Origin of the sequence: Bradyrhizobium sp. CCGUVB1N3 (assembly GCF_024199925.1) — a bacterium.
Lineage (GTDB): Bacteria > Pseudomonadota > Alphaproteobacteria > Rhizobiales > Xanthobacteraceae > Bradyrhizobium.
On record NZ_JANADR010000001.1, the window covers coordinates 6,190,509 to 6,204,404 of the forward strand.

Genomic DNA, 13,896 nt, shown 5'->3' on the forward strand with positions numbered 1-13,896 from the left:
GTGAGTTTTCATGGCTAACGTCACCCTGCGCAACGTCCGCAAGACCTATCCCGGCGGCTTCGAGGCCATCAAGGGCGTCGACGTCGATGTCGGCGACGGGCAGTTCTGCGTGCTGGTCGGTCCAAGTGGCTGCGGCAAGTCGACGCTGCTCCGCATGGTCGCGGGGCTCGAGACCGTCAGCGGCGGCGAGATCGACATCGGCGGCCGCGTCGTCAACCAGGTCGAGCCAGCCGACCGCGACATCGCGATGGTGTTCCAGAACTACGCTCTCTATCCGCATATGAGCGTCTACAACAACATGGCCTATGGCCTGCGCAACCGCGGCATGGCGGAAGCCGAGATCAAGACCCGCGTCGAGGAAGCCGCGCGCGTGCTCGAGCTCGCGCCGATGCTCGAGCGCAAGCCGCGCCAGCTCTCAGGCGGCCAGCGTCAGCGCGTCGCCATGGGCCGCGCCATCGTGCGGCAGCCGAAAGTGTTCCTGTTCGACGAGCCGCTGTCCAATCTCGATGCCAAGCTACGCATCGCGATGCGCGTCGAGATCCGCAAATTGCAGCGCCGGCTCAACACCACGTCGATCTACGTCACCCACGACCAGCTCGAGGCGATGACGCTCGCCGACATCCTCGTGGTGATGAACGGCGGCCAGGTCGAGCAGGTCGGCAATCCCCTGGCGATCTACGAGAAGCCGGCCACCACCTTCGTCGCGTCCTTCATCGGGGCGCCGCCGATGAACCTGATGTCGACGCGGCCGGACGAGATCAGGACGCAACTCGGCGCTAACGGCCGCGCGGCGGAAGCCGGCATCCTCGGCATCCGCCCGGAAGACCTCGTCATCACCGACCAGACGCCGGCCGGCGGCGTGGCGCTCGCCCTCACCGTGGAAGCGATCGAACGGGTCGGCGCCGAAACCTTCGTCTATGGCGCGCGCCGGCAGGACGAGCAGCCGGTCGCAGCGACGCCCGGCGAGCTGCCGCCCGGCGAAGTCATCGTCCGGATCCCCGGAGCCGAGGCGCCCGCGATCGGCCAGAAGATCCGCGTCGCCGCGGTCCGCGAGAAGCTGCACCTTTTCAGCGGCGACGGCCGCAAGCGGATCGAGGCCTGAGGCTTCCCAAGGCCGGTCGATAAAAAATGTCGAAAACAACCCCATGCAAAGTAGCCGGGGGTCTCGCCCGTCATTCCGGGGCGTCCGAAGGACGAACCCGGAATCTCGAGATTGTGGCGCGGAATTCCGGATTCGGCGCTTCGCGCCGCTCCGGAATGACGAATCCACAGCCCCCCGCTAGGTGCTTGAACCGGCACGGGGATGTGCCCATATTGGGTCACAAGGGGTGCCATTCAGGGCCCTGAAACGTCAAAGTCGCTTTCCGCGAGGACTTTGTAAACTATGTCTCGTGTTCCCACGTTATCCAGTCCGTTCCTTCTGGGCTTCGACGAGATCGAGCGCGTGCTCGATCGGGTCGTCAAAGGCGCCGACGGCTATCCTCCCTACAATATCGAGAGGTGCGACCGGTCGGACGGCCAGCCCGAGCGGTTGCGAATCACGCTGGCGGTCGCCGGCTTCACCCGCGACCAACTCGATGTAACCATTGAGGAAAACCAGCTCGTGATCCGCGGGCGGCAGCAGGACGACAAGACCCGGCAATACATCCATCGCGGCATCGCCGCGCGCCACTTCCAGCGCACCTTCGTGCTGGCGGAAGGGATGCTGGTGCTGGGTGCGGATCTGAAGAACGGGCTGTTGTCGGTCGATCTTGCCCGGCCTGAACCGGAGAGGATCGTTAAGACAATCGCTATCAATGAGCACGAATAATGGAACGAGTAGCGGACTCGACCGCTTAGTTTCGAGAGAGGAGTCGAGACCATGAGTGAAGGTCACGTTGTATTCGAATACGAAGCCAAGAATGTCTCGCCCGAGACGCTGGCGAACCTCGGCGAAGGTCACATCGCCTATGTGAAGCAGATCCGCTCCGAGGACGTGCCCGGCCTGTTTCCCGAGGCGCCCAAGATTGCGCCGGGCCTGAAACTCTTCGCGCTGCACGCCGCCGACGGCACCCCGATCATGCTGACCGACAGCCGCGAAGCCGCGATCGCGAATGCCTGGAGCAACGAGTTGCAGGCGGTGAGCGTGCACTGAGCGCGCGCGTCGCTCGGATAAGATTTTTGGCGGGCATGCCTTCGCACGAAGGCGTGCCCGTTTTCATTTGGTCGCTTCGATCGGGCCGCGGGCTTGCTCAACCTCTCCCGCTTGCGGGAGAGGCATAGGCCGCCTTCGGCGGCCGTTCTAGACTAGAAGACGCCGAGGCAAAGCCTCGGCTATGGCGAAGCGCCGGGTGAGGGCTCTCTCCCCGCGGGGATACGCCCCGCAAACTTCAGACGATCCCAACGCGGAGACACCCTCACCCCAACCCTCTCCCGCAGGCGGGAGAGGGAGCGCACCGTCGTGTGGCGGCAGGCGGTGAGCGTGCACTGACGAGAGGCGTCATTCAGCATCTCTGAGTTCAGATGCGCGGGTTTGCTCGATCAAAATCGAGCGAGCCCGCGCATTTTCTTTGATGGCGGCAAGCTCGCTCAGGTCAATCGCGCGCGGATGTCCGGTTTGAGGACCTTGCCGACCTTGGAACGCGGAAGATCGTCCCAGATTTCGATCTGCTTCGGCGTCTTGACGCTACCGATCTGCTGCTTGACGAAGGCGGCCAGCGCTGCCGGGTCAATGCTGTGGCCGGCACGCGGCTGCACCACGGCCACGATCCGTTCACCCCACTTCGGATCGGGCAGCCCGATGACCGCGCAATCCTGCACCGCCTCGTGGGCGCGCAACGCGTTCTCGACCTCGATCGAGTAGACGTTGAAGCCGCCGGTGATGATCATGTCCTTGGCGCGATCGACGATGTAGAGATAGCCGTCGCCGTCGATATGGCCGATGTCGCCGGTGTGGTGCCAACCATGCGCCGAGACCTCGGCTGTCGCTTCCGGATTTTTGTAATAGCCGTCCATGACGAGCGAGCCGCGGACCACGATTTCACCGCGCTGGCCCGTCGGCAGCAAATTGCCATCGCCGTCCATGATGCCGGCGGTCACCAGCGGGCTGATCCGCCCGGCAGAAGCGAGGCGCTGCCGTGCGATGCTGCTGTCCGGATTGTAATGCCCGTCGGGCGGCAACATCGAGATCATCATCGGCGCCTCGGTCTGACCGAATAGCTGGGCCATCGGCCCGATCCGCTGCAAGGCTTGCTCGAGCCGCGCGGCGGATATCGGCGCGGCGCCGTACCAGAAGCACTGCAGCGAGGCGAGATCGCTCGAACCGAGCTTCGGATGATCCAGCAGCATGTAGATCACGGTCGGCGGCAGGAACGTATGGGTGACGGAAAAGCGCGCGATCAGCGTCAGGAACTCGCCGATGTCGGGATGAGGCATGATCACGATGCGCCCGCCGAGCGTCATGATCGGAAAGCAGAGCACGCCGGCGGCATGCGTCAGCGGCGCCAGGGCAAGATAGACGGGCCGGCCCCTGAACGGATAGCCCATCAGCGTCAACGCGGTCATCGCCTCGATGTTGCGCCCGGACAGCATCACACCCTTCGGCTTGCCGGTGGTGCCACCGGTGCCCGGAAGCATCACGAGATCGTCGATCGGCTCACGTTGATAATGGTCGTCGGCGAGGCCGGCGAGCCAGCTGTCGAACGAGGGCGCGAACGGCAGCTCGGCATCGAGGCAAACGAGCGCGTGCAGCTTCGGCAACTCGGACCGCACCGCCTCGACCATCGGAGCGAAGCTGGAATGAAACAGCAACAGGCTGCAGTCGAATCCATCGAGGATGAATTTGTTCTCGGCCGCTTCATTCCGAGGATTGATCGGGCACCAGACCGCGCCGGCACGTGAGATGCCGAACACGCAGGCAAAGGCGACCGGATCGTTGCCGGAAAGGATCGCGACCTTGTCGCCTGCTGCAATCCCGGAGCGCGCGAGCCCGCGCGCGATCCGGTAGCTCAACTGCTGGACCTCGCGATAGCTGAGATCGTGTCCGTCCATGGTCAGGCAGGGCGCATCGGCGCCGAGCGAGGCGCCTTTGTCGAGGTAATCGATGAAGCGCATGGTCGACCTCATGGGAGGCGAGTGGCGCGTTGCCGCGCCACCCGCAATCAACTCAATCTTGCACGGTCAGGATCGGCTTGCTGACGAGCCCGAAGCTACGCAATTGGCCGAGCAGCTCGCGATGGCCGAATGCCTGGCAGCCCGAGGCGAATCCGGTACGCTTCGGCGCTTGCTGCAGCAGTGCAAACGCCGCATAGGCCTGCAGCATGCCGGTCTGCTTGTAGTTGCTGTTGCCGTAGATGATGCAGTGCGCGCGCCCCAACGGGCCGGAGGCATGCACCGAATCCATCGACTTGTTGACGCGCGGGTTCTCGCGCGGTGGCATGGTGTTCATCACGCCGGCAGCGGTCTGCGCCAACGCTGCGTAGCGGTCGTCGGGGTTCATGTCCTTGGTCGCCTTCAGCGCGGCGGCGACGATCTGCGGCACGCCCAGCATCAGCGCGCGGTTGAACACGCCGCCCAGCACCTTCACGTTGGCCACGCGCGGATCGCGCTTGAACCATACCGGGTGTGAGGTGCCGCCCCAAGGCAGCGCCAGCGCCAGCTCGTGCTGGCCGGGGATGGCGAGGTTGTAGAGGCCGGCATCGGGCTGATGCTCGACGTACTTGTTCTGCTCCAAATAGTAGGCCTTGGCCATCGCGGCGGTGACCAGGATGGTCTGCGTCGAGGCGATGGTCGGACTCCCGCCCCAGAACACGGCGATATCCAGCGTGTCGAGGCCAGGCGTCTCCAGGCACAGCTGCGCGGCGATCTCGCCGGTGGTGTACATCTGCGCGATGCCCGGCGCGAGCAGCAGGCCGGCATTGGCGAACTTCGTGCCAAACTCCTGATCGAGCGTGATCAGCCAGTCCTGCTCGCCGGTGGTGTCGGTGTAATGGCACCTGGAAGCGAGGCAGGCCTGCACCACCTCCGTGCCGAACTTGGCGAAGGGGCCCACGGTGTTGAGCACCACCGAGGCGCCCTTGAACAATTCAGTCAACGCGGCGACGGTGTGCGGCACCGCCACCACCTCGTAGTCGGCGGTTTCGATGCCGGCCACGTTCGACTTCATCGCGGCGTTGAGCTTCTCAGCGCTGCGCCCGGCGGCGATGAAGGGGATGTTGTACTCGCGCAAGTATTCGCAGACCAGCCGGCCGGTGTAGCCGGACGCGCCATAGACGATGACGGGCTTCTTCTCGCTCATTGCGATCCTCCGAAATGCTTGTTGTCGACCTCGTTGTTACATGCCCATGCCGCCATCGACCGGCAGGCCGACGCCGGTGATGAAGCGCGCTTCGTCCGAGCACAGGAACACCGCGGCATTGCCGATGTCGGTGACCTCGGCCAGACGCCCGAGCGGCGTTTGCTCGACCACGGAGCCGACGGCCGCGTTGACGTCGGGCGCAAGGCCAACCTTGACGATGTCGTTGGCGAGCTGCAGGCCCATGTCGGTTGGAATCAGGCCCGGATAGATGCAATTGACGCGCACGCCGAAGCCGAGCTTGCCGGCTTCCATCGCCGCCACGCGCGTCATGCGATCGACCGCCGACTTGGTGGCGGAATAGACCGCGATGCTCGGAAAGGCGATCGTCGCCGCAACCGATGCGATGTTGACGATCGCGCCGCCCTTGCCGGCGGGCCCGCCCGGCCGCATCGCGCGGAAGGCATGCTTCATGCCGAGCACCGTGCCGACAATATTGACGTCACACATCCGGCGCGCGTCTTCAGCCTTGATCTCGCTCACCAGCGAGGTGATTTCGATCCCGGCGTTGTTGATCAGGATGTCGTAGCCGCCGAGTGTCGCGACCGTCGCGGCGACCGCCTTTTCCCACTGCGCATCGTCGGTGACGTCGAGCTTCACGAAGCCGGTCTTCGCGCCGGTCTTGGCGATCTCGGCCGCGCTGGCCTTGCCGGCGTCATCCAGGATGTCACTGATCATGACGGCTGCACCGGATCGCGCCAACGCCTGCGCAATGGCGGCCCCGATCCCGCGCGCTCCGCCGGTGATCAGGGCTTTTCGGCCCTCGAGATTCTTCCCACTCATCGCACGTCCTCCCTTGGCTGATTTATCTTGGCTGATCGGTTTTGGTGCTGCGGCGATCGGCAGCACGGTGCCGGCAGACTGCGCTCTAGCGGCGCAACGGCAGGCAGATCCGGTCCCGGCGGCGCGCCGCCGGCGGTTGCATTTCCTCCGCTTGTCGGACGTCTTGACGACTGTCCAAATTCTTGGTGCCACCCTCGTCCCCGAGCTTGACACTTGTCAAGCAAAAATTTGACAGCTGTCAAAGAGGATGGTCTGTAGGCGATGGAGCAGACGACAGCCGGACGATACGAATCGTCGCGACGAAGAGACACGAGGGAAAGCGCGGAATGGCGCGGCGAGCGACAGGAACGGCCCAGCGGGTGGCCGCGGCGGCAGAGGTTCTGCGGGACGAGAAGTTCAATGCGCGGCGGATCGAGCTTGCGGAAGCGGCGCTGGAAACCCTCGGCGAGCTTGGCTTCGCGCGCACCAGCCTGCGCGAGATCGCGCAGAACTCGGCCTTCACACACGGCGTGTTTCACTATTACTTCAGCGACAAGCTCGACCTGATCTGCTGTTGCGTCCGGCACTACAAGGCAAAGTGCGTCACGCGATATGACGAGGTGATCGCCTCGGCACGGAGCCGCGACGAGTTGACCGAGGGGTTTCTGGCCAAGCTCGCGGCCACGCTCGAGACCGAAGCCCGGATGCACCGGCTCTGGTACGACATGCGCTCGCAGGCGATGTTCGAGCCGGCGTTTCGCAAGGACGTGCTTGAGATCGACAAGAGCCTGGAAGCGATGATCTGGCGCGTCGCCTCGCGCTATGCCGAGCTGAGCGGCAGGCAGCCGATGTCGTCCCCGGCTGCGCTCTATGCGCTATTCGACGGCCTGTTTCAGAACGCGTTGCTCAGGCATCTCGCCAACGACGCGAGCGCCGCTCCCGAACTGCTGGCCGAGGTGCGACGCCTGCTGCCGACGATATGAGCCGATAGGCGGATGCGCGCGCGTTGCCGCTATCGCCGTAATGCGATGAATGATTACGCCGCGGTCGCGGGCGGCAGCGCCAGCACCGAATAGATCGCCTGTGCATCGCGCGAGGCGCGCAGCTTCTTGGCGATGTCCTGGTCGCGCAAGAGACGCGCGATGCGCGCCAGCGCCTTCAGATGATCGGCACCCGCGCCTTCCGGTGCGAGCAGCAGGAAGACGAGGTCGACCGGCTGACCGTCCATCGCCTCGAAATCGATCGGGCGATCGAGCCGCGCGAACAGGCCAAATATCTTTTCCAGCTTGGGCAGCTTGCCGTGGGGAATCGCGACGCCATAGCCGACCGCGGTGGTGCCGAGCTTCTCCCGCTGCAACAGAACCTCGAAGACCGAGCGCTCGTTCTGCCCGGTCAGCTCGGCGGCCTTGGCAGCGAGTTCCTGCAAAGCCTGTTTCTTGCTGTTGACTTTCAATGCCGGGAGAATCGCCTCGGGTGCGACCAGATCGGTAATCGGCATGGAGCTTTCCGAGGTGAATTAAGCCGTCAGGTTCCGAATTGGCCAAGTTGGAAGACCAGATTTGGCCGGCGTCAATAACGTGAAGCAGGAGGCGGACTTAGCCCCGGTCCTGATGTGGGGCGCTTCTACTCCAACGCAATCCCGGTGCCAACTCCCGCAAACGCCTTTTACCACGGTCATCCTTAAAGGCAGGGGTCTTACGGGCCCGCACGGGCGTTGCGCGCGGCCGGGCTAGCCCCCGGATTTGGACCCCGGGGGATCGATCCAGCCCACATTCCCGTCGGCCCGGCGGTAAATGATGTTCACCCGGCCGCTAGAGCCGTGTTGAAAGACCAGGCATGGGGCGCCGCTGAGGTCGAGTTCCATAACCGCTTCACTGACCGAGAGGAGCTTTAGCGAGGTGGTTGCCTCTGCAATGATCACGGGGCTGTAGCCGGTGACCTCGTCCTCGCCCTCGCCGGGGGCCTCCAGGACGTAAGCCGTGGCGTCCAGCGCGGCCAGCGCCGCGGAGGCCGCGGCGGTCTTGCGGGCCGACCGGTCCTTCAGCCTGCTCTTGTAGCGCTTGAGCCGCTTCTCGATCATCAGCAGCGCCTGGTCGGCACTGGCATAGGCATCCGACGCGTTCGAATCGGCTTCCAGCGTGATCCCCGAATCGAGGTGCAGCGCGCAATCGGTGCGGAAGCCGAACCCGTCCTTGCTCAGCGTAATGTGGCCGGAATAATTGCCGTCAAAATATTTGCGCAAGACCTCATCCGTGCGCTCGGCGACGCGGCCGCGGAGGGCATCGCCGACGCTGATGCTTTTGCCCGAAATCCGGAGAGTCATGTGATGCCTCGCCTGGTTGGTGCCTAGCTTGGATCAATCCCGAGGGGAGATTGAGAGTAGCGCGATTTGAGGCGCGCGCAATCAGGCCGGCTCGGTGTTGCGGGAGCGATCGGACAGTGCGGTGGAGAGGACGTTCCCAAGGGCGCTCTGCTTGTCGCGACGGCGTTGTACCGAAGAGGGAATGCGCATGGCTTCGCGGTACTTCGCAACCGTGCGCCGGGCGATATCAATGCCGGACGCACGCAACCGTTCCACGATCGTGTCGTCCGACAGGATCGCGGACGGCTCCTCCGAATCGATCAGCTGCTTGATGTGGTGGCGGACGGCTTCGGCGGAATGCGCCTCGCCGCCATCGGCCGACGCGATCGACGCGGTGAAGAAATATTTCAATTCAAAGGTGCCGCGATTCGTCGCCATGTATTTGTTGGCGGTGACGCGCGACACCGTGGATTCATGCATCTGGATGGCGTCGGCGACCGCCTTCAGGTTGAGCGGCCTCAAGTGTGCGACACCATGGGTGAAGAAGCCGTCCTGCTGGCGCACGATCTCGGTTGCGACCTTCAGGATGGTGCGGGCGCGCTGATCGAGCGCGCGCACGAGCCAAGTCGCGTTCTGCAAGGCATCGGTGAAATAGGACTTGTCGCCGTCCTTGCCGATCTTCTTCGACAGCTCGGTGTAATAGGTCTGGTTCACGAGCACGCGCGGCAAGGTGTCGCTGTTGAGCTCGACATGCCAGCCGCCGTCGGGACCCGGACGGACATAGACGTCCGGCACCATAGTCTGGAGGCGCGCGGAGCCGAACTTCATGCCGGGCTTGGGATCGAGGCGGCGGATCTCGCCGATCATGTCGGCGATATCCTCGTCGTCGACGCCGCAGACCTTGCGCAAGGCCACGATGTCGCGCTTGGCCAGGAGATCGAGATTCTCGACCAGCGCCTGCATCGCCGGATCGTAGCGATCGAGCTCACGAAGCTGAATCGCCAGGCATTCGCTCAAGGAACGGGCGCAGACGCCGGGCGGATCGAATTTTTGCAGCACCGCAAGAACGTCAGCGACATCCTGCTGCGATGCACCAAGCCGCTCGGCGGCCTGGCCGAGATCCGGCGGCAGGTAACCGGCCTCATCGACGAGGTCGATCAGATATTGTCCGATCATGCGCTGCGCCGGCGCGGTGAACGCGACCGAGAGCTGCTCGGCGAGATGGTCGGACAGTGTCGTCTCTGCCGCGACAAAAGCTTCGAGATTGTAGTCCTCGTCACCGGAGGCACCGCCGCCCCATTCGGTGTAGACGCTCGGCGCGGCATCCTGCGCATTGCGCGCCGCGGCTTCCGCCGGCTCTTCCGAAAAGACGTTGTCCAGCCCGGTATCCAGGGTCTGCTCGATCTCGGCGCGGGTGCCGAGATCCTTGCTCATCCACTCTTCCTGGCCCGGCTCGAAGGCTTCGCCTGAACCGCCGCCCGGCTCGTCGCCATGGCTGCCGCCGGAGTCGTCGCTATCGCTGAACTGGGCCGTTTCCGTCGGGGCATCGCCCGCGCCCTGCTCGTCATTGGCCCGCTCGAGCAGCGGATTGCGCTCGAGTTCCTCCTCCACGAAGGTCGTGAGATCGAGATTGGACAGCTGCAGCAGCTTGATCGCCTGCATCAACTGCGGCGTCATCACCAGCGACTGCGACTGCCGGAACTCTAATCTCTGCGTCAGCGCCATGAAGCAAGAACCGTTCCCAAAAATTTGGTCCGATTTTTGCTTATCCTAGTCTGAGCCCGATGTACACGTCTTGACGAATGCAAAAAACGGGCTAGAGGCGGAACTCCTCGCCAAGGTAAAGACGGCGGACGTCCGGGTCATTGACGATCTCATCCGGACTGCCCTCGGTCAAGATTTCACCGGCATAGACGATATAGGCACGATCGGTGAGGCCGAGCGTCTCGCGCACATTGTGGTCGGTGATCAAGACGCCGATGCCACGATTGGTGAGGTGACGGACGAGGTCCTGGATGTCGCCGACCGCAATCGGATCGATGCCGGCGAAGGGCTCGTCGAGCAGCATGTAGTTCGGGCGCGTCGCCAGCGCACGTGCGATCTCGACGCGGCGGCGCTCGCCGCCGGACAGCGCGATCGACGGTGATTTTCGCAACCGCGTGATGTTGAACTCGTCGAGCAGCGAGTCGAGCTGCTGCTCGCGCTTCTTGCGCGACGGTTCCACCACTTCGAGCACGGCACGGATGTTCTGCTCGACGGTGAGGCCGCGGAAGATCGAAGCCTCCTGCGGCAGATAGCCGATGCCGAGCCGCGCGCGCTGATACATCGGCAGCTTCGTCACGTCATGGCCGTCGAGCTCGATCGCGCCGCGATCGGCCTTGATCAGCCCGGTGATCATGTAGAACACGGTGGTCTTGCCGGCGCCGTTCGGACCGAGCAGGCCGACGGCCTCGCCGCGGCGCACATAGATGCTGACGCCGCGCACCACCTGGCGGCTGCCAAAGCTCTTTTCCACGCTATGCACAGCCAGGAAGCCCGGCCGTCGCAGGAGTTGAGGGCCACCCGCGCCGTTGGACTTGGTGGAGGGCTTGTCAGTGGTTTTGGCCGGTCTGGCGGCGGGCTGGGGGCGCGGCCGCGGCGCATCCTGCGCCGGAACCGGCTGCTCGCGCGCGATCGGGGGTGCGTCCCGCACCGGGCTGGTCAGGAGGCTGCCGACGCTGTCACCGAGCGCGGTGATGTCGTCACGGAGGCGCGCAAATCCTGGCCGGCCGCGTTTGGCGGGGCGCCGACGGAACATGCTGAATAAATCGACCATCCCCGCTGTCTCAAGCCTTTCACGGTAATCCCGCGATCACGGTGATCCCGCAATCTGCCGCCCCGGCGCGATTCGCCGGCGCAGCATGAGTGAAGGGGTGTGTCTTGCCCAGAGAAACACCCTCGATCCCTTATCAGAGGAATCCGCCGCCGAGCCCGCTGGGGTAGATACAGTCTTGTCGGGCAGGCTTCAACCTCGCTCCGGCAGCGCTGCACGTAAGCTGCTGAATTTACTTCTGTTTGCCTGCGCCGGGCAGCGCCAGCGGCGGGCCGGCGCCGGGCTTGGAGGAACCGCAATCGCCGCCGCCACCCTGCGGCAGCAGGGCCTGCACCCTGCCGCTGTCGGATTCGACGCGGGACACGCCGGTGGTCATGTCGACCATCAGACGGTCGCCGCGCAGCACGTTCTTGCACTGGGTCAGGACCACGCCGCCGAGCATCGTGATCAGATTGGTCTTGGTGTCGAAGATGGCGGACTCGCCGGTCACCACCTGATCCTTCTGGGTCACCACGACATTGCCGCGCGCTTCCAGCCGCTTGATCGAGGAGCTGCCGTTCGGCCCCGGCGTCGCCGATTGCATCGGTGCCGCCGCCTTGGCGGCTTTCGCCGGCTGCGGAGCCGGCTGTCCCGAATTCGAGCCGCCCGATTCATAGAACACGACCAGCGTCTTCGACGTCATGGTGGTGTCGCCCTGCACGACCTTCACGTTGCCGGCGAAGGTCGCCTCCTTCTTCTTGTCGCGCATCTCGAGCGAGGCGGCCTCGATCTGGATCGGCTGATCGCGGTTCTGCGAAAACCCCTGCATGGCGTTGGGCACGCCCTGCATCGTGCTTTGCGCATGCACTGCTGCGATCAGCGTCACGCCAAGCGCGAGAGCGCCGGCACTGAATGCAACGCTTTTCAAGAAGCCGTTGCGCGGAAGGTGCTTCGTCATGGAGATCATCTCGGGGTCGCAGACTTGTTTTGCAGCGAGCGCGTTTTCGGCGGCGGCGCGGGCTCGACAGGCGCTGGCGGCGCGGCCGCCGGCTCGTCATTGCCCAGCTTGTCGAGGTGCATCACGACGTTGCCTTCGAAGCGGATCACCTCGCCGCCCTCCATGACCTTCAGGCGATCGGAGGACAGGGTGCCGTTGGTCAGCTTGACGTCGACATGTTCATCCGAGGTGACCGTGTTGTTGGCCATGTCGACGAAGGCCTGGCTGAGACGGGCCTCATAGCCCGTCGACGTCCGCATGAAGATATCCTTGCGCAGATCGAGCTGCTGCTGCTTGTTGTCGAAGGTTCCGGTGAGGGCGTCGAGGAATATGGTCGATTGATCCTGCATCAGGAGCTTGGCCCTGAGCTTGTGCAAATCGACATGGTCGGGGTCCCTGATGTCCTGGGTCGCCGTGTTGGCCCAGAGCTCATAGGGCCGCTGGTCGGGCGTGTAGCCCGACAGGTGCGGCGTTTCCATGGTGATCTTGGTGCCTGAGACCACCAGATTTCCGGGATCGAAAGCCACTTCCTTCGTGGTCCGGAACTTGTTGAAGGCCGAGACGAAGATGATCACGCCCATCGCCACGACGACCGTCGCCGGCACGGCGATGCGCAGGATGTGGACCAGCCGGCTGTGACGCGCCGCAGCCGCGAAACGCGCCTCCAGGCCGTCATAGGCTGGGGTCTGGACCAAATTCACCGCTGCTCCGGGGCGCCGATCGACGCCCGATTGTATCCGGCGCCGCCGGAATATGCAGCCCGCGACAGGCCGTTACGACTGTGTCCGAAACGGGGCGGCCCGGGCCCGCAAAACGCCCTTCCGGCCGGCAGCCCGCGCCTCAAGAGTGCGCAAAAATGTCCTCGGCCTCCCAGCCCTGCAAATCGAGCTTCGCCCGCGTCGGCAGGAAGTCGAAGCAGGCCTGCGCCAGCGCGGTGCGGCCCTCCCGCACCAGCATGGCATCCAGCCGCTCGCGCAAGCTGTGCAGGTGGAGGACGTCGGAGGCGGCGTAGGCGAGCTGCGGCTCGCTCAGGCTGTCCGCGCCCCAGTCGCTCGATTGCTGCTGCTTGGACAGGTCGACATTGAGCACCTCGCGGACGAGGTCCTTGAGACCGTGGCGGTCGGTGTAGGTGCGGGTCAGGCGCGAGGCGATCTTGGTGCAGTAGAGCGGCGTCGTCATCACGCCAAAAGCTTCATACAGCACGGCGATGTCGAACCGCGCGAAATGGAAGATCTTTGTGACGTTAGGGTTGGCGAGCAGCGCCTTCAGGTTCGGCGCGTCGGTGTGCCCCTTGGGGATCTGAACCACGTCGGCGCTGCCGTCGCCGGGCGAGAGCTGCACGACGCAGAGCCGGTCGCGATGCGGGTTCAGGCCCATGGTCTCGGTGTCGATCGCGACCGAGGAGGTGTAGCGGGACAGGTCCGGCAGATCGCCGCGATGCAGGCGTACGGTCATGGCGTTTCAAACCTCAGTCGAATCGATGCGCGGCTTTCAAGGCTAATGCCCGGAACAGGAACTGGCGAGGGTCGGCGCGCGAGCAACCCCCCGGGCCGGCTGGCCTTTCGGCGGTGTATCCGCTGGCAGATATCCGCGCAAGCCGACCTAAAGCGCGATGAGATTGGGATGAACCGTCGTCGCGCTTTAGCAGGCTGTTGAAGAAGTCTCTGGCGAAGCGTTTTGGATCGTGATTCCCTAGGATCAGGATTTTGCTG

General features: G+C 64.4%; 14 protein-coding genes. 4 read left to right on the forward strand and 10 right to left on the reverse strand.

Features of this window, described 5'->3' with window-relative positions:
* The first annotated feature begins 10 nt into the window (after positions 1-10).
* From NLM33_RS29490 to NLM33_RS29500, 3 genes are all read left to right on the forward strand, one after another.
* Entirely contained in the window at positions 11-1,102 is a 1,092-nt protein-coding gene (locus NLM33_RS29490; protein ID WP_254101393.1) for a sn-glycerol-3-phosphate import ATP-binding protein UgpC, read from the forward strand.
* Positions 1,103-1,384: 282 nt separating this feature from the next.
* On the forward strand, positions 1,385-1,810 hold the full coding sequence (locus NLM33_RS29495; RefSeq protein WP_014438749.1) for an Hsp20 family protein: 426 nt from the start codon (positions 1,385-1,387) through the stop codon (positions 1,808-1,810).
* A 51-nt stretch (positions 1,811-1,861) separates the two neighbouring features.
* Positions 1,862-2,134, forward strand: coding sequence for a DUF1150 domain-containing protein (locus tag NLM33_RS29500; protein WP_254101395.1), 273 nt, complete (start codon positions 1,862-1,864; stop codon positions 2,132-2,134).
* A gap of 434 nt (positions 2,135-2,568) precedes the next feature.
* On the opposite strand, the gene NLM33_RS29505 is transcribed toward NLM33_RS29500, so the two are convergent.
* From NLM33_RS29505 to NLM33_RS29515, 3 genes are read right to left on the reverse strand one after another with little or no spacing between them, the layout of a single operon-like run.
* On the reverse strand, positions 2,569-4,092 hold the full coding sequence (locus tag NLM33_RS29505) for an AMP-binding protein (RefSeq protein WP_254101397.1): 1,524 nt from the start codon (positions 4,090-4,092) through the stop codon (positions 2,569-2,571).
* A gap of 52 nt (positions 4,093-4,144) precedes the next feature.
* Positions 4,145-5,275: a DUF5938 domain-containing protein gene (locus NLM33_RS29510; RefSeq protein WP_254101399.1), complete on the reverse strand. Its 1,131-nt coding sequence runs from the start codon at positions 5,273-5,275 to the stop codon at positions 4,145-4,147.
* Positions 5,276-5,311: 36 nt separating this feature from the next.
* Positions 5,312-6,115, reverse strand: a complete 804-nt coding sequence (locus NLM33_RS29515; RefSeq protein WP_254101401.1) for an SDR family NAD(P)-dependent oxidoreductase — start codon at positions 6,113-6,115, stop codon at positions 5,312-5,314.
* Positions 6,116-6,441: 326 nt separating this feature from the next.
* Here NLM33_RS29515 and NLM33_RS29520 point away from each other — a divergent pair, with 326 nt between their 5' ends.
* Positions 6,442-7,077: a TetR/AcrR family transcriptional regulator gene (locus NLM33_RS29520; RefSeq protein WP_254101403.1), complete on the forward strand. Its 636-nt coding sequence runs from the start codon at positions 6,442-6,444 to the stop codon at positions 7,075-7,077.
* Positions 7,078-7,130: 53 nt separating this feature from the next.
* Here the strand turns inward: NLM33_RS29520 and ptsN are convergent, their stop codons facing one another.
* From ptsN to NLM33_RS29555, 7 genes are all read right to left on the reverse strand, one after another.
* A complete protein-coding gene (ptsN, locus tag NLM33_RS29525) occupies positions 7,131-7,592 on the reverse strand; it encodes a PTS IIA-like nitrogen regulatory protein PtsN (RefSeq protein WP_008141251.1) in 462 nt (153 codons plus the stop codon).
* A 231-nt stretch (positions 7,593-7,823) separates the two neighbouring features.
* Positions 7,824-8,417, reverse strand: a complete 594-nt coding sequence (gene hpf / locus NLM33_RS29530) for a ribosome hibernation-promoting factor, HPF/YfiA family (RefSeq protein WP_254101405.1) — start codon at positions 8,415-8,417, stop codon at positions 7,824-7,826.
* Between the two features lie 81 nt (positions 8,418-8,498).
* Positions 8,499-10,121, reverse strand: coding sequence for an RNA polymerase factor sigma-54 (gene rpoN / locus NLM33_RS29535; RefSeq protein WP_254101407.1), 1,623 nt, complete (start codon positions 10,119-10,121; stop codon positions 8,499-8,501).
* Positions 10,122-10,212: 91 nt separating this feature from the next.
* Positions 10,213-11,211: an LPS export ABC transporter ATP-binding protein gene (gene lptB, locus NLM33_RS29540; protein WP_254101409.1), complete on the reverse strand. Its 999-nt coding sequence runs from the start codon at positions 11,209-11,211 to the stop codon at positions 10,213-10,215.
* Between the two features lie 229 nt (positions 11,212-11,440).
* Positions 11,441-12,154 (reverse strand): LptA/OstA family protein, encoded by a 714-nt coding sequence (locus tag NLM33_RS29545; protein ID WP_371929998.1) that lies wholly within the window; start codon positions 12,152-12,154, stop codon positions 11,441-11,443.
* The gene (gene lptC, locus NLM33_RS29550; RefSeq protein ID WP_254101413.1) at positions 12,151-12,885 is read right to left on the reverse strand and encodes an LPS export ABC transporter periplasmic protein LptC; all 735 of its coding nucleotides are present in this window, start codon (positions 12,883-12,885) and stop codon (positions 12,151-12,153) included. The genes NLM33_RS29545 and lptC overlap by 4 nt, the downstream gene beginning before the upstream one ends.
* Before the next feature lie 139 nt (positions 12,886-13,024).
* Entirely contained in the window at positions 13,025-13,639 is a 615-nt protein-coding gene (locus tag NLM33_RS29555; RefSeq protein ID WP_254101415.1) for a ribonuclease D, read from the reverse strand.
* Between the last annotated feature and the right edge of the window lie 257 nt (positions 13,640-13,896).

What these genes read in the sequence shown, in the direction of transcription:
- NLM33_RS29490 (WP_254101393.1), top strand. Translation starts at nt 11, where the DNA reads ATGGCTAACGTCACCCTGCGCAACGTCCGCAAGACCTATCCCGGCGGC.
- NLM33_RS29495 (WP_014438749.1), top strand. Translation starts at nt 1,385, where the DNA reads ATGTCTCGTGTTCCCACGTTATCCAGTCCGTTCCTTCTGGGCTTCGAC.
- NLM33_RS29500 (WP_254101395.1), top strand. Translation starts at nt 1,862, where the DNA reads ATGAGTGAAGGTCACGTTGTATTCGAATACGAAGCCAAGAATGTCTCG.
- NLM33_RS29505 (WP_254101397.1), bottom strand. Translation starts at nt 4,092, where the DNA reads ATGCGCTTCATCGATTACCTCGACAAAGGCGCCTCGCTCGGCGCCGAT.
- NLM33_RS29510 (WP_254101399.1), bottom strand. Translation starts at nt 5,275, where the DNA reads ATGAGCGAGAAGAAGCCCGTCATCGTCTATGGCGCGTCCGGCTACACC.
- NLM33_RS29515 (WP_254101401.1), bottom strand. Translation starts at nt 6,115, where the DNA reads ATGAGTGGGAAGAATCTCGAGGGCCGAAAAGCCCTGATCACCGGCGGA.
- NLM33_RS29520 (WP_254101403.1), top strand. Translation starts at nt 6,442, where the DNA reads ATGGCGCGGCGAGCGACAGGAACGGCCCAGCGGGTGGCCGCGGCGGCA.
- ptsN (WP_008141251.1), bottom strand. Translation starts at nt 7,592, where the DNA reads ATGCCGATTACCGATCTGGTCGCACCCGAGGCGATTCTCCCGGCATTG.
- hpf (WP_254101405.1), bottom strand. Translation starts at nt 8,417, where the DNA reads ATGACTCTCCGGATTTCGGGCAAAAGCATCAGCGTCGGCGATGCCCTC.
- rpoN (WP_254101407.1), bottom strand. Translation starts at nt 10,121, where the DNA reads ATGGCGCTGACGCAGAGATTAGAGTTCCGGCAGTCGCAGTCGCTGGTG.
- lptB (WP_254101409.1), bottom strand. Translation starts at nt 11,211, where the DNA reads ATGGTCGATTTATTCAGCATGTTCCGTCGGCGCCCCGCCAAACGCGGC.
- NLM33_RS29545 (WP_371929998.1), bottom strand. Translation starts at nt 12,154, where the DNA reads ATGATCTCCATGACGAAGCACCTTCCGCGCAACGGCTTCTTGAAAAGC.
- NLM33_RS29555 (WP_254101415.1), bottom strand. Translation starts at nt 13,639, where the DNA reads ATGACCGTACGCCTGCATCGCGGCGATCTGCCGGACCTGTCCCGCTAC.